The organism is Enterobacter cloacae complex sp. HYC042_NIDB, from assembly GCF_056673315.1.
In genome coordinates this window covers 3,900,539-3,919,773 of record NZ_CP109650.1, presented here as the reverse complement: position 1 = coordinate 3,919,773, position 19,235 = coordinate 3,900,539, and the positions used below count along the sequence as shown (strand labels likewise).

18 protein-coding genes are annotated in these 19,235 nt (G+C 60.1%); 6 read left to right on the top strand and 12 right to left on the bottom strand.

Going from position 1 to position 19,235, the window contains the following annotated elements; all coding sequences use genetic code 11:
- Nucleotides 1-42: 42 nt before the first annotated feature.
- Nucleotides 43-2,604 carry a DNA mismatch repair protein MutS gene (gene mutS / locus OKF39_RS18735; RefSeq protein ID WP_479983248.1) on the bottom strand — a complete coding sequence of 854 codons (2,562 nt, stop codon included), beginning with the start codon at nt 2,602-2,604 and terminating at the stop codon, nt 43-45.
- 113 nt (nt 2,605-2,717) lie between these two features.
- Nucleotides 2,718-2,948 (bottom strand): SymE family type I addiction module toxin, encoded by a 231-nt coding sequence (locus OKF39_RS18730; protein ID WP_041908449.1) that lies wholly within the window; start codon nt 2,946-2,948, stop codon nt 2,718-2,720.
- A 175-nt stretch (nt 2,949-3,123) separates the two neighbouring features.
- On the opposite strand from OKF39_RS18730, the gene OKF39_RS18725 reads away from it, so the two are divergent.
- On the top strand, nt 3,124-3,468 hold the full coding sequence (locus OKF39_RS18725) for a nitrous oxide-stimulated promoter family protein (protein ID WP_248071129.1): 345 nt from the start codon (nt 3,124-3,126) through the stop codon (nt 3,466-3,468).
- A gap of 5 nt (nt 3,469-3,473) precedes the next feature.
- Here OKF39_RS18725 and OKF39_RS18720 read toward each other — a convergent pair whose 3' ends face one another.
- From OKF39_RS18720 to hypA, 10 genes are all read right to left on the bottom strand, one after another.
- Nucleotides 3,474-4,694, bottom strand: coding sequence for an MDR family MFS transporter (locus OKF39_RS18720; RefSeq protein ID WP_479983247.1), 1,221 nt, complete (start codon nt 4,692-4,694; stop codon nt 3,474-3,476).
- 16 nt (nt 4,695-4,710) lie between these two features.
- Nucleotides 4,711-5,472, bottom strand: coding sequence for a siderophore ABC transporter ATP-binding protein EitC (gene eitC, locus OKF39_RS18715; RefSeq protein ID WP_479983246.1), 762 nt, complete (start codon nt 5,470-5,472; stop codon nt 4,711-4,713).
- Entirely contained in the window at nt 5,472-6,509 is a 1,038-nt protein-coding gene (locus OKF39_RS18710; protein WP_028014224.1) for a FecCD family ABC transporter permease, read from the bottom strand. The genes eitC and OKF39_RS18710 overlap by 1 nt, the downstream gene beginning before the upstream one ends.
- Complete coding sequence (eitA, locus tag OKF39_RS18705) at nt 6,509-7,507, bottom strand: siderophore ABC transporter substrate-binding protein EitA (RefSeq protein ID WP_028014223.1); 999 nt, start codon at nt 7,505-7,507, stop codon at nt 6,509-6,511. The genes OKF39_RS18710 and eitA overlap by 1 nt, the downstream gene beginning before the upstream one ends.
- Nucleotides 7,508-7,658: 151 nt before the next feature.
- Nucleotides 7,659-9,731: a formate hydrogenlyase transcriptional activator FlhA gene (gene flhA / locus OKF39_RS18700; RefSeq protein WP_479983245.1), complete on the bottom strand. Its 2,073-nt coding sequence runs from the start codon at nt 9,729-9,731 to the stop codon at nt 7,659-7,661.
- 63 nt (nt 9,732-9,794) lie between these two features.
- On the bottom strand, nt 9,795-10,805 hold the full coding sequence (gene hypE / locus OKF39_RS18695; protein ID WP_479983244.1) for a hydrogenase expression/formation protein HypE: 1,011 nt from the start codon (nt 10,803-10,805) through the stop codon (nt 9,795-9,797).
- The gene (gene hypD, locus OKF39_RS18690) at nt 10,802-11,923 is read right to left on the bottom strand and encodes a hydrogenase formation protein HypD (RefSeq protein ID WP_048960097.1); all 1,122 of its coding nucleotides are present in this window, start codon (nt 11,921-11,923) and stop codon (nt 10,802-10,804) included. The genes hypE and hypD overlap by 4 nt, the downstream gene beginning before the upstream one ends.
- Nucleotides 11,924-11,926: 3 nt before the next feature.
- Entirely contained in the window at nt 11,927-12,199 is a 273-nt protein-coding gene (locus OKF39_RS18685; RefSeq protein ID WP_028014219.1) for a HypC/HybG/HupF family hydrogenase formation chaperone, read from the bottom strand.
- Complete coding sequence (hypB, locus tag OKF39_RS18680) at nt 12,190-13,053, bottom strand: hydrogenase nickel incorporation protein HypB (RefSeq protein ID WP_479983243.1); 864 nt, start codon at nt 13,051-13,053, stop codon at nt 12,190-12,192. Before hypB ends, OKF39_RS18685 begins: the two co-directional genes overlap by 10 nt.
- Before the next feature lie 3 nt (nt 13,054-13,056).
- Nucleotides 13,057-13,407 (bottom strand): hydrogenase maturation nickel metallochaperone HypA, encoded by a 351-nt coding sequence (hypA, locus tag OKF39_RS18675; RefSeq protein ID WP_150144985.1) that lies wholly within the window; start codon nt 13,405-13,407, stop codon nt 13,057-13,059.
- Between the two features lie 211 nt (nt 13,408-13,618).
- On the opposite strand from hypA, the gene hycA reads away from it, so the two are divergent.
- The 5 genes from hycA (at nt 13,619) to hycE (ending at nt 19,226) form a co-directional block, all read left to right on the top strand.
- Complete coding sequence (gene hycA, locus OKF39_RS18670; protein WP_041908468.1) at nt 13,619-14,083, top strand: formate hydrogenlyase regulator HycA; 465 nt, start codon at nt 13,619-13,621, stop codon at nt 14,081-14,083.
- Nucleotides 14,084-14,156: 73 nt separating this feature from the next.
- The gene (locus tag OKF39_RS18665) at nt 14,157-14,765 is read left to right on the top strand and encodes a 4Fe-4S dicluster domain-containing protein (protein ID WP_150144984.1); all 609 of its coding nucleotides are present in this window, start codon (nt 14,157-14,159) and stop codon (nt 14,763-14,765) included.
- Nucleotides 14,762-16,576 carry a formate hydrogenlyase subunit 3 gene (hycC, locus tag OKF39_RS18660; RefSeq protein ID WP_479983242.1) on the top strand — a complete coding sequence of 605 codons (1,815 nt, stop codon included), beginning with the start codon at nt 14,762-14,764 and terminating at the stop codon, nt 16,574-16,576. Before OKF39_RS18665 ends, hycC begins: the two co-directional genes overlap by 4 nt.
- 1 nt (nt 16,577) lies before the next feature.
- Complete coding sequence (locus tag OKF39_RS18655) at nt 16,578-17,501, top strand: respiratory chain complex I subunit 1 family protein (RefSeq protein WP_479983241.1); 924 nt, start codon at nt 16,578-16,580, stop codon at nt 17,499-17,501.
- Nucleotides 17,502-17,516: 15 nt separating this feature from the next.
- Nucleotides 17,517-19,226 carry a formate hydrogenlyase subunit HycE gene (hycE, locus tag OKF39_RS18650; protein WP_041908476.1) on the top strand — a complete coding sequence of 570 codons (1,710 nt, stop codon included), beginning with the start codon at nt 17,517-17,519 and terminating at the stop codon, nt 19,224-19,226.
- Nucleotides 19,227-19,235 lie beyond the last annotated feature (9 nt).

Below are 19,235 nucleotides of genomic sequence, written 5' to 3'. Positions count from 1 at the left end.
GGTAAGGCGAAGCCGCCACCCGACAAAACAGACCGCAGAAAACTAAACCAGACTCTTCAACCGATAAATCCACTCCAGCGCCTGACGTGGCGTCAGTGAATCCGGGTCGAGGTTCTCCAGCGCTTCCACAGCAGGCGACGTTTCTTCAGCTGGCGCCAACAGCGACATCTGGGTGCCATCAATCTGCGTCGCCGCCGCATTCGGCGAGAGGCTTTCCAGCTCACGCAGCTTCTGGCGAGCGCGCTTGATCACCTCTTTTGGTACACCTGCCAGCGCCGCAACGGCCAGGCCATAGCTCTTGCTCGCCGCGCCATCCTGCACCGTGTGCATAAAGGCAATGGTATCGCCGTGCTCCAGCGCATCAAGATGAACGTTAGCCACGCCTTCCATTTTCTCCGGCAGCTGCGTCAGCTCGAAGTAGTGGGTGGCGAACAGCGTCATGGCCTTGATTTTATTCGCGAGGCTTTCAGCACAGGCCCAGGCCAGAGACAGGCCGTCATAGGTTGAGGTTCCGCGTCCCACTTCGTCCATCAGCACCAGGCTGTGCTCCGTCGCGTTATGCAGAATATTAGCCGTTTCGGTCATCTCGACCATGAAGGTTGAGCGACCGCTCGCCAGATCGTCCGCTGCCCCAACGCGGGTGAAGATACGATCGATGGGGCCAATCTCCACTTTTTGCGCCGGGACGTAGCTGCCGATATAGGCGAGCAAAGCAATCAGCGCCGTCTGGCGCATATAGGTACTCTTACCACCCATGTTCGGGCCGGTAATGATCAGCATTCTTCTCTGCGGCGACAGGCTCAGCGGGTTGGCGATGAACGGTTCGTTCAGCACCTGCTCAACGACCGGGTGACGGCCTTCCGTAATGCGAATGCCGGGCTTGTCGGTAAAGGTCGGGCAGGTATAGTTCAGCGTTTCAGCCCGTTCAGCCAGGTTCACCAGCACGTCCAGCTCCGCCAGCGCGCTGGCGCTGAGCTGCAGGTCAGCAAGGTGCGGCATCAGCATGTCGAACAGCTCGTCATACAGCTGTTTTTCCAGCGCCAGGGCTTTACCTTTCGAGGTGAGTACTTTGTCCTCGTACTCTTTCAGCTCGGGAATGATGTAACGCTCGGCGTTTTTCAAGGTCTGACGACGTACGTAGTGAATCGGCGCCAGATGGCTTTGCCCGCGGCTGATCTGAATGTAGTAACCGTGTACCGCGTTATATCCCACTTTCAGCGTGTCGAGCCCAAGACGCTCGCGCTCGCGGATTTCCAGCTTATCCAGGTAGTCCGTCGCACCATCAGCCAGCGCGCGCCATTCATCCAGCTCCTCGTTGTAGCCTGGGGCAATCACGCCGCCGTCGCGCACCAGAACCGGAGGGGCATCAATAATGGCGCGCTCCAGCAGCTCGCGAAGCTCGGTGAATTCGCCCATCGTTTCGCGGAGTTTCTGTACCGGCGCGCTGTCAACGTCACTCAGCTGCGCACGCAGTTCCGGCAACTGCTGGAAAGCATGTCGCATCCGCGCGAGGTCGCGTGGTCGCGCGGTGCGCAGAGCCAGACGGGCCAGGATACGCTCCAGATCGCCCACCTGGCGCAGGACCGGCTGCAGCTCGGTATAGCGATCCTGCAACGCAGCAATCGTCTGCTGGCGGCAAACCAGCGTATCGGTATCGCGAATCGGCATATGCATCCAGCGTTTCAGCATGCGACTTCCCATTGGCGTCACCGTGCTGTCGAGCACCGACGCGAGCGTGTTTTCAACGCCACCTGCCAGGTTTTGGGTGATCTCCAGGTTACGGCGCGTGGCGGCATCCATAATGATGCTGTCCTGCTGGCGCTCCATGGTGATAGAGCGGATATGCGGCAGGGCGGTGCGCTGGGTGTCTTTCACGTACTGCAGCAGGCAACCAGCGGCACACAGCCCGCGCGGAGCATTTTCCACGCCAAAGCCAATCAGATCGCGGGTACCGAACTGCAGGTTCAGTTGCTGGCGCGCGGTATCAATTTCGAATTCCCACAGCGGGCGACGGCGCAATCCGCGACGGCCTTCAATCAGCGCCATTTCGGCGAAGTCTTCGGCGTAGAGCAATTCTGCCGGGTTGGTGCGCTGCAGTTCGGCAGCCATCGTTTCGCGGTCAGCCGGCTCACTCAGGCGAAAACGCCCGGAGCTGATGTCCAGCGTGGCGTAGCCAAACCCTTTGCCGTCCTGCCACAGCGCCGCCAGCAGGTTATCCTGGCGCTCCTGAAGCAGGGCTTCATCACTGATGGTGCCTGGCGTGACGATGCGCACGACTTTGCGCTCAACCGGGCCTTTCGAGGTTGCCGGATCGCCGATTTGTTCGCAGATGGCAACGGACTCACCCTGATTCACCAGCTTGGCCAAGTAGTTTTCAACCGCGTGGTGCGGGATACCGGCCATCGGGATGGGCTCGCCTGCGGATGCGCCACGTTTGGTTAGCGAGATGTCGAGCAACTGCGACGCACGTTTAGCATCGTCATAAAACAGCTCGTAAAAATCGCCCATGCGGTAAAACAGCAGGATTTCCGGATGCTGTGCCTTCAGCTTCAGGTACTGCTGCATCATCGGCGTATGTGCGTCGAAATTGTCGATTGTGCTCATGGAGTTATGATGTCCATTTCTTTGAAAATAAACCGTTTTGAGCGGCTCAGTGGCCGTTTGTTCGTTCTATTGTCGCATGAAAAAAAGGTACGGCGCAGAAAAATGTGGCGGCTTTACGAGGCACCTTCAGACATTAACTCAATGACGATTTTTCCATGCTCAACGCCCACCCTGACCTGGGAGTTGGTGGTAAAGCCCGCCTTTTCAAGCCAGTCTCCTTTTAAGCTCAGCGCCGCATGCACGCTGTATCGCTTTGGTATCTTCGTTTTTCGATCCTCGTGACGTTTTCTGAAATATCCCACTTTTAAATGGCGGTAGGGTTTGCCGATCGCGATCTCTTTCATAGGGTCTCCAGACTATACGGACAACGGTCATTCCTGATGCCTGTATAAAATACCAGTGATTTTCAGGAGGTGCAGGGTTAATAGTGGAATCAGGCTTCAGAAAACGGAATGCAACACCTGAAATCCACAGTTTTAAAGTGTATTATTGATGCATCTTATTATTTGGTAAGTCGCTATGACCGGTAAACGCATATCACGTGAAAAAGAGACCATCGCGAAAATGATCGCGTTGTACGCAAAGCAGTGTCCACAGGCTTCTCAGGAAGTGGGGCATTATCAGGCGCTCAACGCGTATGCTGATAAGCGCCTGGATAAGTGCGTTTTTGGTGAAGAAAAGCCCGCCTGTAAACAATGCCCGGTGCACTGCTACCAGCCTGCCAGACGTGAAGAGATGAAGCAGATTATGCGCTGGGCAGGCCCGCGTATGTTATGGCGTCACCCCATTCTGACCGTCCGCCATCTGATGGATGACCGTCGTCCGGTGCCGGAACTGCCGGAGAAGTATCGCCCGAAAAAGTGAACCGATCAGCTTCGTAGCGGGCGGCAAATCACGTTCAGGGCCAGCGCGCTGCAGAGTGGAAAGAGCGCCAGCAGCAGCCACGGATAAATCGCCTGCGTTGAAGGCACCAGCGCGCGATCCAGCAGGCTGCCAAATAACAAATTTCCAGCCAGTACCGCAATACCTCCGGCGGTGGAGAGTGCGCCATAGTGCGCGCCCAGCGTGGATTCATCGGCGAACCGCGGAATGAGATCTTTTGCCGAGGGCACCAGCAGCATCTGCCCCAGCGTCAGCAGCGTGACAAACGAGACCGAGGGCAGAAGCCGCAGCCAGCCCTCAGGCGGTTCTGTTGCCGCAAACATTGCCACGCTCGCAAAGGCGGCGGAAAGCAGCAAAAAGCCCACCGGAAGAATGTTCACCGCGCCCACGCGTCGGGCGAAACGCGCCAGCGGCAGCTGTAAGGTAATGATCAGAACGGAGGCCAGCATAAAAAGCGGGCCGAGATCTTTCTCGTTACCGCCGGAGCGCTGGATCTCCACCGGCAGCGCCAGATAGAGCTGGTTGTAGCTTAACAGCCAGGAGCTGTAGGCAATGATAAAGGCGACAAAGCGCGGCTGGCGGAACGTCGTCCACCAGGGCACTATTTTTATCTTCTGTGAACGTTGCCCGGCAGCAGGCAGACAGAAGTAAAGCACCGCTAGCGCAATGATAAAGACGCCTGCCCCCGCCAGCGCCACCTGGCGGAAGCCAAGCCCCGTTAGCAGAGCGCCAGCAACCGGGCCCAGTACCGCGCCGAGCTCCCCGCAGACGGCAAAGAGCGCAAACCACTCCGCCCGGCTTCGTTTCCCTTTCGCCTCGCTGTGGGTACCCGCTTTCGCCAGCAGAGCCTCAATTGAGGGAGAAAATAGCGCGCCGCCGACGCCCGTCAGACACGCGCCCAGAATAATCGGCCACAGCGATCCCCCGAAGGCCAGCAGCAGATAGCCTGAAACACGAACTATACAGCCGCTGAGGATGATGACTTTCGCGCCAAACCGGTCCGAGAGCGCACCGCCAACGATAAACATCCCCTGCTGCGAGAACGTGCGCAGGCCCAGGATCAGCCCGATGAGCCCGCCGGAGAGCAGCATGTCGTCGCGCAGAAATATCGCCAGGAAGGGAACGACGGCGTAAAACCCAATGTTAAAAACAAACTGGCTACCCAGTAAAACGGGCGGCCAGAGCGTGGTGGCGTGGCGAAGGGACATTGTCGATCACTCGTCCCTAAACGATAAAGTGAATGTGCTTTTTGCCATGAAACGGCGAGATCTCAATTTTGGTTTTGACCCGAAAGACATCCCAGAGCAACGACTCGGATAAGATGTCCTGCGGCGTTCCGGTCGCCACAATTTGCCCTTTCTGCATCACAATCAGCGAGTCGCAGAACATTGAAGCGTGGTTGAGATCGTGGATGGCGACGATACTGGTAACGGGTAATTGGCTGATCAACTGCATCAGCTGCATCTGATGATGGATATCCAGGTGGTTGGTCGGTTCATCCAGCAGGATTTCGGTTGGCGTTTGTGCCAGCGCGCGGGCAATATGCACCCGCTGACGCTCGCCGCCGGACAGGCTCAGCCAGCCCTGCTCGCTGCGGTCCAGCATATCGACACGCTGCAGAGCCGAGGTGACGGTGTCGTCATCCTGCGCGCTCCAGTTAGAAAAAGGGGAGTGGTGCGGAATACGTCCAAGTTTAACCACGTCGCGCACGCGCATATTGGCGTCGGTCATCCCGTGCTGCTCAACGAACGCCACCCGGCGGGCAAGCTGCTTTTTGGCGATGCGGGAAATGTCCTGCCCGTCCAGGGTCACGCTGCCCGAATCCGGGCGACGCAGGCCTGCCAGGATACGCAAAAGGGACGATTTGCCGCAGCCGTTAGGACCAAGCAAACCCACCGTTTCGCCGCGTGAAACCTTCAGCGAGACACCATTGACGATAACTTTTTTGCCTACCTTCCAGGTAATATTTTCAGCGCAGATACTCATCACTTATTCCTTGAGCGGTAGATAATCACGGCAAAGAAAGGTACGCCCACCAGCGCGGTGACCACGCCGACGGGCAGGCTCTGCGGGGCAATCAGCATGCGCGAGGCGATATCGGCCAGCACCATCAGGATCGCCCCCGCCAGCGCGCTGGCAATCAGCAGCGTGCGGTGCAGCGGCCCGAACAGGAAGCGCATGACGTGCGGCACCACCAGCCCTACAAAGCCGATTGAGCCCGCCATGCTGACGATGGTCGCGGTGATCAGTGCCGTGGTGGTAAACAGGGCAAGACGCACCCAGGGCACGGCAATGCCTAAGGAGGCTGCCGCGTCATCACCAAAGGTAAAGGCGTCCAGCGCCCGGGAATAGTAGAGGCAGACGGCAAGGCCCGCCAGCACGACAACCAGCGCCAGCTGGAATTCCGGCCAACGCACGCCGCTAAAGCTGCCCAGCAGCCAGAACATCACGTCGCGCGCCTGCTGCGCGCTGGCGGAGGTGCTGATGGTGTAGGCGGTAATGGCGTTGAAAAGCTGAGATGCAGCAACGCCTGCCAGAATGGTGCGTTCATTGCCGCCGCGCGCGCCGTTCGTCAGAAAGGCGACAAACGCAAAGGCGGCGAACGCCCCGGCAAACGCGCCCGCAGAGAGCGACACCGCGCCGGTGCCGATGCCCAGGACGACGACCGACACCGCCCCGGTTGAGGCACCCGCCGACACGCCGAGCACGTAAGGTTCCGCCAGCGCGTTCTTCAGCAGGCTTTGCAGCACGGCACCGCAGATGGCTAAACCGGCCCCGCAGCAGGCCGCCACCAGCGCGCGGCTCAGGCGAAAGTCCCAGATCACGCTCTCATAGATGCGGTTGAGCGGAACGTCGGTCAGCCCCAGCTTATTACCAATAGCGTAAAAGACGTTGGACAGCGGAATCGACAGCTCGCCGACGCTGACACCAAGAGCAATCACTAAAAACAGCAGGACAACGGCAAGCAGAGCGGAAGTGGTCAGGATCAGGCCCTGGCGGGCCTGAAGTACGGCTGCCGTCATCAGTTCAGCCCCAGTTTTCTGAGCTGTTCACCCACCTGTTCAGCACCGTAAATCGTACGAATCGTCGGGTTCATCGCCTGACCGTCCATCACCACGATATGGCCTTTTTTGACGGCATCAAGCTGGCTCACGGCAGGATCGCTTTTCAGGAATTTGATTTTCTCATCCGCGTTATCCAGCGCCCAGCGGTTGCGGTCCAGACTGGAGACGACAATCACATCAGGGTTCGCGGCAATAATACTTTCCCAGCCGACGGTCGGCCATTCGGTCTCAGCGGTAATGGCGTTATGGCCACCCAGCACGTTAGCAATAAAACCGGAGGCGCTGTTTTTCCCGCCGACATAGGCATCTGCCGAAGGCGAGGCGCTTGAGAACCAGAAAACAAACGAGAGATCTTTTTTGTTTTTACCAAATTCCTGACGCAGGTCGGCCTCACGTTTTTTGAAATCAGCGATAACGGCCTGGCCGCGCGCTTCAACGTTGAAAATCTTCGCGAAATCTTCAATCTCTTTATAAAGGTACGTCATATCCCACAGCGTCTGGCGGCTGCCGTACATATCGCCTGCCGCTTTTTTGGTGGCGCACATGCCTGGAGATAAATAGCTGTTCACGCCGACGGTAGCCAGATCTTCACGTTTTGCGACCTTACTTTCCGGCCCAAGCAGCAGGGGCAGCTGTGCAGGAACAAAATCGGGGTTTTGCGCAAGGATGGATTCAAGAGTCGGAATTTCGACGGTCAGGGTTTTGATTTTTGCATTCTGCTCAGCCAGCTGCGGCAGCACTTTGGTCGGCCAGAAGGCACTGGCTTTGACCTTATCTTCCAGCCCCAGCAGGAGCAAAATTTCCACGGTGTTCTGACCGAGGGCCACGACGCGTTCCGGCGCTTTAGTGAATGTCTCTTTATAGCCACAGTTTTCAATCGTCAGAGGATATGTGGTTGCCAGAGCAGAACTGACCGACGCAATCGCCAGGCCTAACGCGCAGATGACCTTCTTCATGAAACGCTACCCTTCATTAATATTATTTTTGATGCAAATGAAACGCATTATTAAGGCGGAATTTTATACAGAGGAAAATATATTGTGTCAATGAGGGACAATTGCGCAGGGTGACGAAAAGCGGCGCCATAAGCGGCGCCGGAATGACGGGTTAAAGCAGGCTCTCTTTATCGATTCCCAGACGCTTCATGCGAGAGAGCAGGGTAGTGCGTTTCAGTCCCAGCCGCTGAGCTGCGCCCTTCGGTCCGGCTACCACGCCGTTGGTCTCTTTCAGTACGCGCATAATGAGCTGATATTCATCTTCGCCTTCCTGCGCGACTTCTGCCGAAAGCGTGGGGGCTTCCTGAAGGGAGACTTCAGGCAAAGAGAGCTGAAGGACGTTCCCGCGCGTCAGCAGCACCGCGCGCTCAATGACGTTTTCCAGCTCGCGCACGTTGCCGGGCCACTCCATCGACGAGAGGGTACGTAGCGTTTCGGCAGGAATACTGTCGATATTCCTCCCCATCCGGCGGGCAATCTTCGCGGTAAAGGCCTTCACCAGCAGCGGAATATCTTCCGGGCGCTCGCGCAGCGGCGGCAGGCAGATCGGAAAGACGTTCAGGCGATAGTAGAGATCGCTGCGAAACTCGCGGTCGGCGACCATCTTTTTCAGGTCGCGGTTGGTGGCGGCAATCAGCCTCACGTCGGTCTGGATCAGCTTGTTGCTGCCGAGGCGCTCAAACTCCTGCTCCTGCAAAACGCGCAGCAGCTTGGGCTGCAGCTCCAGCGGCATATCGCCCACTTCGTCGAGGAACAGCGAGCTTTTATCCGCCAGTTCGAAACGGCCCAGCCGCTGGCTGCTGGCCCCGGTAAACGCGCCGCGCTCGTGGCCGAAGAGGTCACTTTCCAGCAGACCCGCGGGCATCGCCGCGCAGTTCATCTTCACCATCCGCCGGCTGTTGCGGTTGCTCAGGTTATGAATGGCGCGCGCTATCAGCTCTTTACCGGTGCCGGTTTCACCGAGGATCAGCACCGTGCTGTCGCTCTGGGCCACCATCTCCACCTGCTTGAGGACGCTGTACATGGCATCGCTGCGCCCGATGATTTCGCCAAACTCGCTGTCCACGTTGTTGAGCTGTTCGGTCAGCGCCAGGTTTTCGTCCACCAGCCGCTCTTTCAGGCGGTGGATCTCCTGATAGGCGAGGGCGTTATCCAGCGCGATGGAAATACGCTCGGCGATCTGGCGCAGCAGCTTCAGGTTGGCGGTGGTAAACACGGCTTCATCGCACTGCGCCAGTTTGAGCACCCCAAGCATGGTGCTGCCGGACATCAGCGGCAGCAGGCACAGGGTCTGAATTTTATTGCCCCAGGTGTTAAACAGCATCCGCTCGTACGGCGCCACCGGGTCCTGCTCGCTGAGATTCAGCAGCAGGATCTCTTTGCTTTTAAATACCCGCTCAGAAAGGGTGCCCGCTTCGTCCACCTCGCTCTGCTCGTGCGCCGGGTTGGCCTCATCAAGATAGTGGGTGGAGTAGATGTTCAGCTTGCCTTTGCGGTTCCCGCGTAGCGCGATGCTAATGGCGTCGATCCTGAAATAGTGGTGGATCTCCTTGGCGACTTCGCTGACCAGCTCGTCCATGTCGAGTCTTGAGAGTACGGCGTTGGTGATGGCGACCAGAATGCGGAAGTTATCGCGCTCGCGGCTCAGCAGGTCGTAATCCACGTTATTGGTGACGCGGCTTTGGATCTGCTCCGCGACGACGGCCACAATCTGCGTGAAGGTGTGCAGCCGCTCGTACTCCGCCTCGCTCCAGGGCTGGTCGGTATTGCGGATAAACTCGCAGCCGCCAAAAATATGGCCCTCTGCCGCCAGCGGCAGCATGCCGTAATGACCGAAAGGCTGATAGAGATTGCTCTCTGCCAGCCGCGGCCATGCCATCCGAAACTCTTCAAAATTGCTGTGCAGCACTTCAGGCCGGGAGAGAATGCGGCGCACCGGGCCGTGCGCGAGGTACGTTTCGTCTTCGTATTCAAACGTTTTGCCATTCTCGCGCGTGGAATAGTAGCTCGCGCGGTGCGTTCCGCTATGCCAGAGCACAATCGCCGCGCTGTCCGCCAGCGCTGATTGCCTGACCAGCCGCGTCAGGGCATCGCTCAGCGCGCCGAGATCGGGCTGTTGTAAAAGTGTGCGCGTGATGTCAAACAGGCCCTGCTGTCCAAGATCGCTCATCGGTGTATACGGCATTATTGCTTTCCAATAGAAACTGGCAAAAAAGAGACTTCACTGCTGACCGCTTATGGCGCGGTTCTAGCAAATTCGGGGTAACGGCTCAGCGTGCGGCAGATCCAGCGTGCGCTTCACGCCGTAAAGTCCGGTCAGGCGCACCCCTTTGCGCTCAACCACGTCGCCAATGATGGCCGCATCTTTCCCTAAGGGATGCGCTCTCAGTTGTTCAAGTACGGCTTCCGCCGCCGAACGTTCGACGCCGATCGCCAGCTTGCCCTCGTTGGCAAAGTTTAGCGGGTCAAGCCCTAAAAGCTCACACAGCCCCCGCACGGCAGGCTTAACGGGCAGGTCGCGCTCGCTCAGTTCAATCCCGCACCCGCTGCTTGCGGCGAACTCGTGGACAACGGCATTCACCCCGCCCCGGGTGGCGTCGCGCAGGGCTTTGACGCCCGGCATGTCGCGCAGCGTCTGGATAAGCGGGGTGAGCACCGCGCAGTCGCTGCGAAGCTCGCCGTCCAGCCCCAGGCCTTCGCGCAGGTTCAGGATGGTTGCCCCGTGGCAGCCCAGCGTGCCGGTCACCAGCAGCACGTCGCCCGCGCTAAGGCGTTGCGCGCCCCAGTGAACGTCGGCGGGGATCGCCCCCATGCCGGCGGTGTTGATGAAGAGCTTATCCGCCGCGCCGCGCTGGACCACTTTGGTATCGCCGGTGACGATAGCGATCCCCGCCTCGCGGGCGGTGTGCGCCATGCTGTTGACCACTGCCGCAAGCGTCTCCATCGGTAATCCTTCTTCGAGGATAAATCCACAGGAGAGGTAGCGCGGAATGGCGCCGCTGACGGCCACGTCGTTGGCCGTACCGCAGACGGCGAGCTTGCCAATATCGCCGCCCGGGAAGAATAGCGGGTCAATCACGTAGCTGTCGGTGGAGAACGCCAGCCGGTCGCCGTGTGCGGTGAGGGTTGAGAGCGTGATGCGCGCCTGATCCTCCTGCTCGGCGAGCCAGGGGTTATTAAAGGCCTCCATGAACAGCCGGTTAATCAGCTGCTGCATCGCCTGTCCACCGCTTCCGTGCGCCATTTCCACCGTGTTCATGCTTCACACTCCTGGTTGCGATACTGATACCACGCGGCGCAAGCCCCTTCAGAGGAGACCATCAGCGCGCCAAACGCGGTTTGCGGGTTACAGGTGTTGCCAAATAGCGGGCAGTGATGAGGTTTGCATTTGCCGGTAAGCACCTCGCCGCAGCGGGCCCGGGGATCGTCGCACACCTGCTGCGGCTGAGGGCGGAAGTGCGCTTCGGCATCAAATTCGCGATAGGCAGGCGTCAGGCGCACGCCGGATTCCGCAATCAGCCCCAGCCCGCGCCACTCGCTGTCGCCCTCAACGCTAAACACGTCAGCTATCGCCTGCTGCGCCCGTTCATTTCCCGCATCGGGCACCACGCGGCGGTACTGGTTTTCGACCGCGCTCAGGGACGCTATTTTCTGCTCAACCAGCATGGCTACGCCTTGCAGTAGATCAAGCGGTTCGAAACCAGCCACCACTAACGGACGATTGTGCTGATCAGCGATAAAACCGTAGGCGTCTGTGCCAATCACCATGCTGACGTGGCCCGGCGCCAGAAACGCGTCGATGCCGTTGTCTGGCTCTTCGAGCAGGCTGCGCAGCGTGGGAATGAGCGTAATATGCTGGCAGAAAAAGAAAAAGTTAGTGACGTTGCGCGCTTTCGCCTGCTGCAGCGTGATGGCCGTAGCGGGCATGGTGGTTTCAAAACCCAGCCCGAAAAAGACGACCTTGCGCTCAGGGTTAGCCTCTGCCAGCGTCAGGGCATCCATCGGCGAGTAAACGATCCGCACGTCCGCGCCGCGTGCCTTCGCCTGCAGCAGCGAGCCGTTTTTCCCCGGCACACGCATCGCGTCGCCAAAGGTGCAGAAAATGACGTCGGGCTGGCCGGCAATTTCGATGCAGCTGTCGATACGCCCCATCGGCAAAACGCACACCGGGCAGCCGGGGCCGTGAATAAACTCGATGTTCTCCGGCAGCAGCTGGTCGAGGCCAAACTTGAAGATGGCGTGCGTGTGCCCTCCGCACACCTCCATGATCCGCAGCGGCCTTTCGTTCGTGTAGTCCAGCAGCGCCGCGCGCGTTTTCAGATGTCCGATAAGCTGCATCACCTGTTCTGGCGCGCGGTATTCATCAACGTAACGCATGTGCTATCGCTCCTCGCCGTACAGCAGCGCGCCCACGTCCGGCTCCACGTCAAACATGTTTTGCAGCGCGTCCAGCGTGTCGCGGGCTTCCGCTTCGTTAATCACGCTCATCGCAAACCCCACGTGGACCAGCACCCACTGGCCGAGGCGCGACGCGCCCGTCTCATCGGTGCTGCCCACCAGCGTCAGGTCGACGTCGCGCAGGATGCCGCAAACCTCCACTTTAGCCTGATTGCCGTCGAGGGAATGGATTTGTCCCGGTACGCCTATGCACATCGTTCGCTCTCCAGCCAGTCCAGCCATGCGTCCATGCCGTCGCCGCGCGTGGCGGAAACCAGCAGGATGTGAATGTCCGGGTTCACCTCGCGGGCATAGGCAAGGCACTTATCCACGTCGAAGTTCAGGTACGGCAGCAGATCGACTTTGTTCAGCAGCATGAGGGAGGCGGCGGCGAACATGTGCGGGTACTTCAGCGGCTTGTCCTCCCCTTCGGTCACGGAGAGCACCGCCACTTTATGCCGTTCGCCGAGGTCGAAGCTTGCCGGGCATACCAGGTTGCCGACGTTTTCGATAAACAGGATGCCGTTATCCGCCAGCGGCAGGCGAGGGGCGGCGTCGGCAATCATCTGCGCATCCAGGTGGCAGCCCTTGCCGGTGTTAACCTGGATGGCGGGCGTCCCGGTTTCGCGGATGCGCGCCGCGTCGTTAACGGTTTGCTGATCGCCTTCGATCACCGCGCAGGAGACGCGTTCGTTCAGGCGCTTGAGCGTTTCGGTCAGCATCGTGGTTTTACCGGAGCCGGGGCTGGAGACCAGGTTGAGCACCAGCTGTTGACGGGCCGCAAAGCGGGCGCGGTTGCGGGCGGCAAGCTGGTTATTTTTGTCCAGCACGTCGATCTCCACCTCCAGCATCTGGCGCTGGCTCATGCCCGGCGCGTGGGTGCCCGCTTCGCCGTGGCCGTAATGCAGGTCGCCCGCGTCGGAACGCTGCGGCGCAAAGGTGATGCCGGTCAGGGCCGCCGCAGGACGCGGGGCAGGGGAAAAGGGCGCGGAGCGAAACGCGGAGTGGGGACGGTGTTCATCCCCTTCTATATACAGGTTGCCTTCGGCGCAACCGCAGGTGCTACACATACATTACTCCTTCTCAATTTCGAGGCGTTGGATCTGCATACCGTCATCCGCCACGATGCGAAGACCCGTGCTCTGACACTGCGGGCAGCGCTGAACCTTTGATGAGAGCAGGGTGACGTACTGCTGACACTGCTCGCACCAGCACTCTGCCTGCTGCTCTTCAATATGCAGCGCGCAGCCTTCCGCCAGCGTGCCGCGGCACACCAGCTCAAAACAAAAGTTCAGGGCGCTGGTCTCGACGCAGGAAAACGCCCCGACCTTCAGCCAGACGCCGGTGACGCGCTTCGCGTGGTTTTGCACTGCCTGCTGTTCGATAAGTTCCAGAGCCCGCTGGCAGAGGGTGATTTCGTGCATGACGCCTCCTCAATGATTTGCGCCAGTAAATGCAATAACGGTGCCAGCTTGATTTGCGTTACGGCGTGACGATGTCAGCGCTGTCGAAATGACACGTCGACACGGCGGCGTTGACAGTGTCTTTTTTGATAAAAATCATTCAAATCAACACATTAAAAACTGGCACGGAATCTGCTTAACAGCCGCTATCTCCATTAACCGGATACCTTCTATGACTATTTGGGAAATTAGCGAAAAAGCGGATTACATTGCGCAGCGCCACCAGCAGCTTCAGGATCAGTGGCACCTCTACTGTAACTCTCTGGTTCAGGGGATCACCCTGTCAAAAGCCCGACTGCATCATGCAATGAGCTGTGCAGCGCAGGGGGATATGCGCTTTGTCCTGTTCGGTCATTTCACGGTCTTTGTGACCCTGGCAGACAGCTTTAACAGCCACACCATCGAGTACTACGTTGAGAATAAAGAGGGTGAAAAACAACGTATTGCGCAGGCGCAGCTGATGGCCGATGGCATGGTCGACGGCTACGTCAGCAACCGCGATCGCCAGCAGGTGCTTGAGCACTATCTGGAGAAAATCGCGCCGGTTTACAACGGTCTCTACGCCGCGGTTGAGCACGACTTGCCGGTCGACCTCAAACAGCTCGTCGTGGGAAAGGCCCCCGCAAATCTTGCCTGATAACCGAATGTCGAAAAGTGTCGATGAGACAGTTTTTCGTCGTCAAAAATGACCATCACCAGAGGATTGCCCGGTGAACCGTTTTGTAATTGCTGACTCGACGGTCTGTATTGGCTGTCGGACCTGTGAGGCGGCGTGTTCGGAAACGCACCGCCTGCACGGGCTGCAGTCCATGCCGCGCCTGCGCGTCATGCGTAATGAGAAAGAGTCTGCCCCGCAGCTCTGCCACCACTGTGAAGATGCCCCTTGCGCGGGCGTCTGTCCCGTCAATGCCATCACCCGCGTCGATGGCGCGGTCCAGCTGAACGAAAGCCTGTGCGTGAGCTGCAAGCTGTGCGGCATCGCCTGCCCGTTCGGTGCCATTGAATTCTCCGGCAGCCGCCCGCTGCATATCCCGGCGAACGCCAATACCCCGAAAGCGCCGCCTGCGCCACCGGCTCCGGCACGCGTGAGCACGCTGCTGGACTGGGTGCCCGGCATCCGCGCTATTGCGGTGAAGTGCGACCTGTGCAGCTTTGACGAACAGGGCCCGGCCTGCGTGCGGACCTGCCCGACCAAAGCGCTGATCCTGGTTAACATCCGCGATATCGCCCGCACCAGCAGGCGCAAACGCGAGCTGACCATTAATACCGACGTCGGCGATCTTTCGCTTCTGCAGGTGCTAAACGAGGGGGCGAAATGAACGTGATATTTATGATTAACAGCGCCGTGGCGTACTTTGCCGCTGCCGCCGCGCTGGCGCTGGTGTTCTCTTTCCATAAAACCCTGAGCGGCTGGATAGCCGGTATCGGCGGGGCGGTCGGCAGCCTGATGACGCTGGCGGCGGGCGGTGTCGTCCTGCTCGGCGGACAATCTGTGGAAACACTCATGCCGCTGATTCGCCATACCGTGGCGATTACGCCGCTGAACGCCATCTGGCTGGTGACCTTTGGCCTGTGCGGGCTGTTTATCAGCCTGTTCAATATCGACTGGCACCGCCATCAGCAGACCAAAGCCAACGGCCTGCTGGTCAATCTGCTGATGGCCGCCGCGGTTTGCACGGTTATCGCCAGCAACCTTGGCGCGCTGGTGGTGATGGCGGAGATCATGGCGCTGTGTGGTGTGTTCCTGACCGGCTGCAGCGCCTCCGGCAAGCTGTGGTTTGCGCTCGGACGCCTCGGCACGCTGCTGCTGGCGCTGGCCTGCTGGCTGGTGTGGCAGCGTTTCGGCACCCTGGACTTTGCCGCGCTTAACGGCCAGCCGCTGGGGAACGACGTCTGGCTGCTGGGCGCAGTCGGCTTTGGCCTGCTGGCCGGGATTATCCCGCTGCACGGTTGGGTCCCGCAGGCGCACGCGAATGCCTCTGCGCCCGCCGCCGCGCTGTTTTCGACGGTGGTAATGAAGGTCGGTCTGTTCGGCATTTTGACGATTACCCTGACGGGCGGTCAGCCGCCGCTGTGGTGGGGGGTAGCGCTGCTGATTGCGGGGATGATCACCGCCTTTGTCGGCGGGCTGTACGCCCTGATGGAGCACAACATCCAGCGTCTGCTGGCGTACCACACCCTGGAAAACATCGGCATCATCCTGCTCGGCATGGGCGCGGGCGTCACCGGGCTGGCGCTCAACCAGCCGGCGCTGATTGCTGCCGGGTTTGTCGGCGGTCTGTATCACCTCGTCAACCATAGCCTGTTCAAGAGCACCCTGTTCCTCGGCGCGGGCAGCGTCTGGTTCCGCACCGGCCATCGCGATATCGAAAAGCTCGGTGGGATTGGCAAAAAGATGCCGATGATTTCACTCGCCATGCTGGTGGGGCTGATGGCGATGGCCGCGCTGCCGCCGCTGAACGGCTTTGCCGGGGAGTGGGTGATCTATCAGTCCTTCTTCGCGCTCGGCCAGAGCGACGCGTTTATCGCGCGGCTGCTCGGCCCGCTGCTGGCGGTGGGCCTGGCGATTACCGGGGCGCTGGCGGTGATGTGCATGGCGAAAGTCTACGGCGTCACCTTCCTCGGCGCGCCGCGCACCCGTGAAGCGGAGAACGCCTGCTGCGTCCCGGTATTGATGGCCACCAGCGTGGTCGCGCTGGCGCTGTGTTGCATTGCGGGCGGGGTTGCCGCGCCGTGGCTGCTGCCGCTGCTGGGCCACGCCGTTCCGCTGCCGCTGGCGACGGCGCATACCGTTGTCTCCCAGCCGATGATGGCGCTGCTGCTGATCGCCGGGCCGCTCCTGCCGTTCGTGCTGATGCTGTTCTTCAGACGCGACCGTCTCGCCTCCCGCTCTCGCGGCGCGGCGTGGGCCTGCGGCTACCAACACGAGCCGTCGATGGTCATTACCGCCCACGGTTTTGCCATGCCGGTGAAGGAGAACTTCGCCGCCGTGCTAAAGCTGCGCCAGTGGCTTAACCCGCAGGGCTGGGTGCCGGGCTGGCAGAGTGCTGCCGTGCCCCTGCTGTTCCGCCGACTGGCGCTGATCGAGCTGGCGGTGCTGGTGGTGATTGTGATTTCACGAGGAGCCTGACATGAGTCTTTTACTGGCAATTCTTCAGGCGCTGGTGCTGTTCGCCGCCGCGCCGCTGCTGTCGGGCATCACGCGCGTGGCGCGCGCCCGAATGCACAACCGTCGCGGGCCTGACGTGCTCCAGGAGTACCGCGATCTCTTCAAACTGCTCTCCCGCCAGAGCGTCGCGCCGGATGCCGCGGGCTGGGTGTTCCGCCTGACGCCGTTCGTGATGGTCGGCGTGATGCTCACCATCGCCACCGCGCTGCCGGTGGTCACGGTAGGCTCGCCGCTGCCGGTGCTCGGCGATCTGATTACGCTCATCTATCTCTTCGCCATCGCGCGCTTCTTCTTTGCGATTGCGGGCCTGGACACCGGCAGCCCGTTTACCGGCATCGGCGCCAGCCGCGAGGCGATGCTCGGCGTGCTGGTTGAGCCGATCCTGCTGCTGGGGCTGTGGGTAGCCGCGCAGGTTGCAGGTTCGACCCACATCAGTTTTATCACCGAAACCGTTTACCACTGGCCGGTGGCCCGCTCCATCCCGCTCGTGCTGGCACTCTGCGCCTGCGCGTTCGCCACGTTTATTGAGATGGGCAAGCTGCCGTTCGATCTCGCGGAAGCGGAGCAGGAGCTGCAGGAAGGGCCGCTTACCGAGTACAGCGGCTACGGCTTCGCGGTGCTGAAGTGGGGCATCAGCCTTAAGCAATTGGTGGTGTTGCAGATGTTTGTTGGCGTTTTCTTCCCGTGGGGGCAGATGACGCACTTCTCTGTGGGTGGCCTGCTGCTGGCCGTGGTGGTTGCCGCCCTCAAGCTGCTGGTCGGCGTGCTGGTCATCGCCCTGTTTGAAAACAGCATGGCACGCCTGCGTTTTGCGGCAACCTCGCGCATCACCTGGGCCGGTTTTGGTTTTGCATTTTTAGCGTTCGTCTCCTTGCTGGTGGCGTGATTAAAGAGAGTGTTTATGTCTGAAGAAAAGAAAGGTCAGCAGTATCTCGCCGCGTTGCATCAGGCTTTCCCGGGCGTGGTGCTGGAGGAGTCCTGGCAAACCAAGGATCAGATCACCATTACCGTGAAGGTGAACTACCTGCCGGAAGTGGTGGAGTTTCTCTATTACCAGCAGGGCGGCTGGCTGTCGGTGCTGTTCGGTAACGACGAGCGCCAGCTGTGCGGTAACTACGCGGTGTACTACGTGATGTCGATGGAGCAGGGCGAGAAGTGCTGGCTCACCGTGCGCGTCGAGGTCGACCCGAATAAGCCGGAATACCCGTCCGTGACGCCGCGCGTTCCTGCCGCCGTCTGGGGTGAGCGCGAGGTGCGCGACATGTACGGCCTGGTGCCGGTCGGCCTGCCGGACGAGCGTCGTCTGGTGCTGCCGGACGACTGGCCGGATGAACTCTATCCGCTGCGCAAGGACAGCATGGATTACCGCCAGCGTCCGGCCCCGACCACCGACAGCGAAACCTACGAGTTCATCAACGAGCTGGGCAGCAAGAAGAACAACGTGGTGCCGATCGGCCCGCTGCACGTCACCTCCGACGAACCGGGCCACTTCCGCCTGTTCGTCGACGGCGAAAATATCATCGACGCTGACTACCGCCTGTTCTACGTCCACCGCGGCATGGAGAAGCTGGCGGAAACCCGCATGGGCTACAACGAGGTCACTTTCCTCTCTGACCGCGTGTGCGGCATCTGCGGCTTCGCCCACAGCACCGCCTACACCACCTCGGTGGAGAACGGCATGGGGATCGTGGTGCCGGAGCGCGCGCAGATGATCCGCGCTATTTTGCTGGAGGTGGAGCGCCTGCACTCGCACCTGCTGAACCTCGGCCTGGCCTGCCACTTCGTCGGTTTTGACTCCGGGTTTATGCAGTTCTTCCGCGTGCGCGAAGCGTCGATGAAGATGGCGGAAATTCTCACCGGGGCGCGTAAAACCTACGGCCTGAATCTGATCGGCGGGATCCGCCGCGACCTGCTGAAAGACGACATGATCAAGACCCGCCAGCTGGCGCAGCAGATGCGCCGGGACGTGCAGGAGCTGGTGGACATGCTGCTCAGCACGCCAAACATCGAGCAGCGCACCGTCGGGATTGGTCGCCTCGATCCGGAAATTGCCCGCGACTTCAGCAATGTCGGCCCGATGGTGCGCGCCAGCGGCCACGCCCGCGACACCCGCGCCGATCACCCGTTCGTCGGCTACGGCCTGCTGCCGATGACCGTGCACAGCGAACAGGGCTGCGATGTTATTTCTCGCCTCAAGGTGCGTATCAACGAGGTCTACACCGCCCTGAACATGATCGACTTCGGGCTGGACAACCTGCCGGGCGGTCCGCTGATGGTGGAGGGCTTCACCTACATTCCAAACCGCTTTGCCCTCGGCTTTGCCGAAGCGCCGCGAGGGGATGATATCCACTGGAGCATGACCGGCGACAATCAGAAGCTCTACCGCTGGCGCTGTCGCGCGGCGACCTACGCCAACTGGCCTACCCTGCGCTATATGCTGCGCGGTAATACGGTCTCTGACGCGCCGCTGATCATCGGCAGCCTCGATCCGTGCTACTCCTGCACTGACCGCATGACGGTGGTGGACGTGCGCAAGAAGAAAAGCCAGGTAGTGCCGTACAAAGAGCTTGAGCGCTACAGCATCGAGCGCAAGAACTCGCCGCTGAAATAAGGACACGCC

Excerpts from the sequence above, each read along its gene's own strand:
- hycC (WP_479983242.1), top strand. The coding sequence starts at position 14,762 with ATGAACGTGATATTTATGATTAACAGCGCCGTGGCGTACTTTGCCGCT.
- OKF39_RS18710 (WP_028014224.1), bottom strand. The coding sequence starts at position 6,509 with ATGACGGCAGCCGTACTTCAGGCCCGCCAGGGCCTGATCCTGACCACT.
- eitC (WP_479983246.1), bottom strand. The coding sequence starts at position 5,472 with ATGAGTATCTGCGCTGAAAATATTACCTGGAAGGTAGGCAAAAAAGTT.
- OKF39_RS18720 (WP_479983247.1), bottom strand. The coding sequence starts at position 4,694 with ATGTCCCTTCGCCACGCCACCACGCTCTGGCCGCCCGTTTTACTGGGT.
- hypD (WP_048960097.1), bottom strand. The coding sequence starts at position 11,923 with ATGCGTTACGTTGATGAATACCGCGCGCCAGAACAGGTGATGCAGCTT.
- hycA (WP_041908468.1), top strand. The coding sequence starts at position 13,619 with ATGACTATTTGGGAAATTAGCGAAAAAGCGGATTACATTGCGCAGCGC.
- mutS (WP_479983248.1), bottom strand. The coding sequence starts at position 2,604 with ATGAGCACAATCGACAATTTCGACGCACATACGCCGATGATGCAGCAG.
- hypE (WP_479983244.1), bottom strand. The coding sequence starts at position 10,805 with ATGAACACGGTGGAAATGGCGCACGGAAGCGGTGGACAGGCGATGCAG.
- OKF39_RS18725 (WP_248071129.1), top strand. The coding sequence starts at position 3,124 with ATGACCGGTAAACGCATATCACGTGAAAAAGAGACCATCGCGAAAATG.
- eitA (WP_028014223.1), bottom strand. The coding sequence starts at position 7,507 with ATGAAGAAGGTCATCTGCGCGTTAGGCCTGGCGATTGCGTCGGTCAGT.
- hycE (WP_041908476.1), top strand. The coding sequence starts at position 17,517 with ATGTCTGAAGAAAAGAAAGGTCAGCAGTATCTCGCCGCGTTGCATCAG.
- flhA (WP_479983245.1), bottom strand. The coding sequence starts at position 9,731 with ATGCCGTATACACCGATGAGCGATCTTGGACAGCAGGGCCTGTTTGAC.
- OKF39_RS18655 (WP_479983241.1), top strand. The coding sequence starts at position 16,578 with ATGAGTCTTTTACTGGCAATTCTTCAGGCGCTGGTGCTGTTCGCCGCC.
- hypA (WP_150144985.1), bottom strand. The coding sequence starts at position 13,407 with ATGCACGAAATCACCCTCTGCCAGCGGGCTCTGGAACTTATCGAACAG.
- OKF39_RS18730 (WP_041908449.1), bottom strand. The coding sequence starts at position 2,948 with ATGAAAGAGATCGCGATCGGCAAACCCTACCGCCATTTAAAAGTGGGA.
- OKF39_RS18685 (WP_028014219.1), bottom strand. The coding sequence starts at position 12,199 with ATGTGCATAGGCGTACCGGGACAAATCCATTCCCTCGACGGCAATCAG.
- hypB (WP_479983243.1), bottom strand. The coding sequence starts at position 13,053 with ATGTGTAGCACCTGCGGTTGCGCCGAAGGCAACCTGTATATAGAAGGG.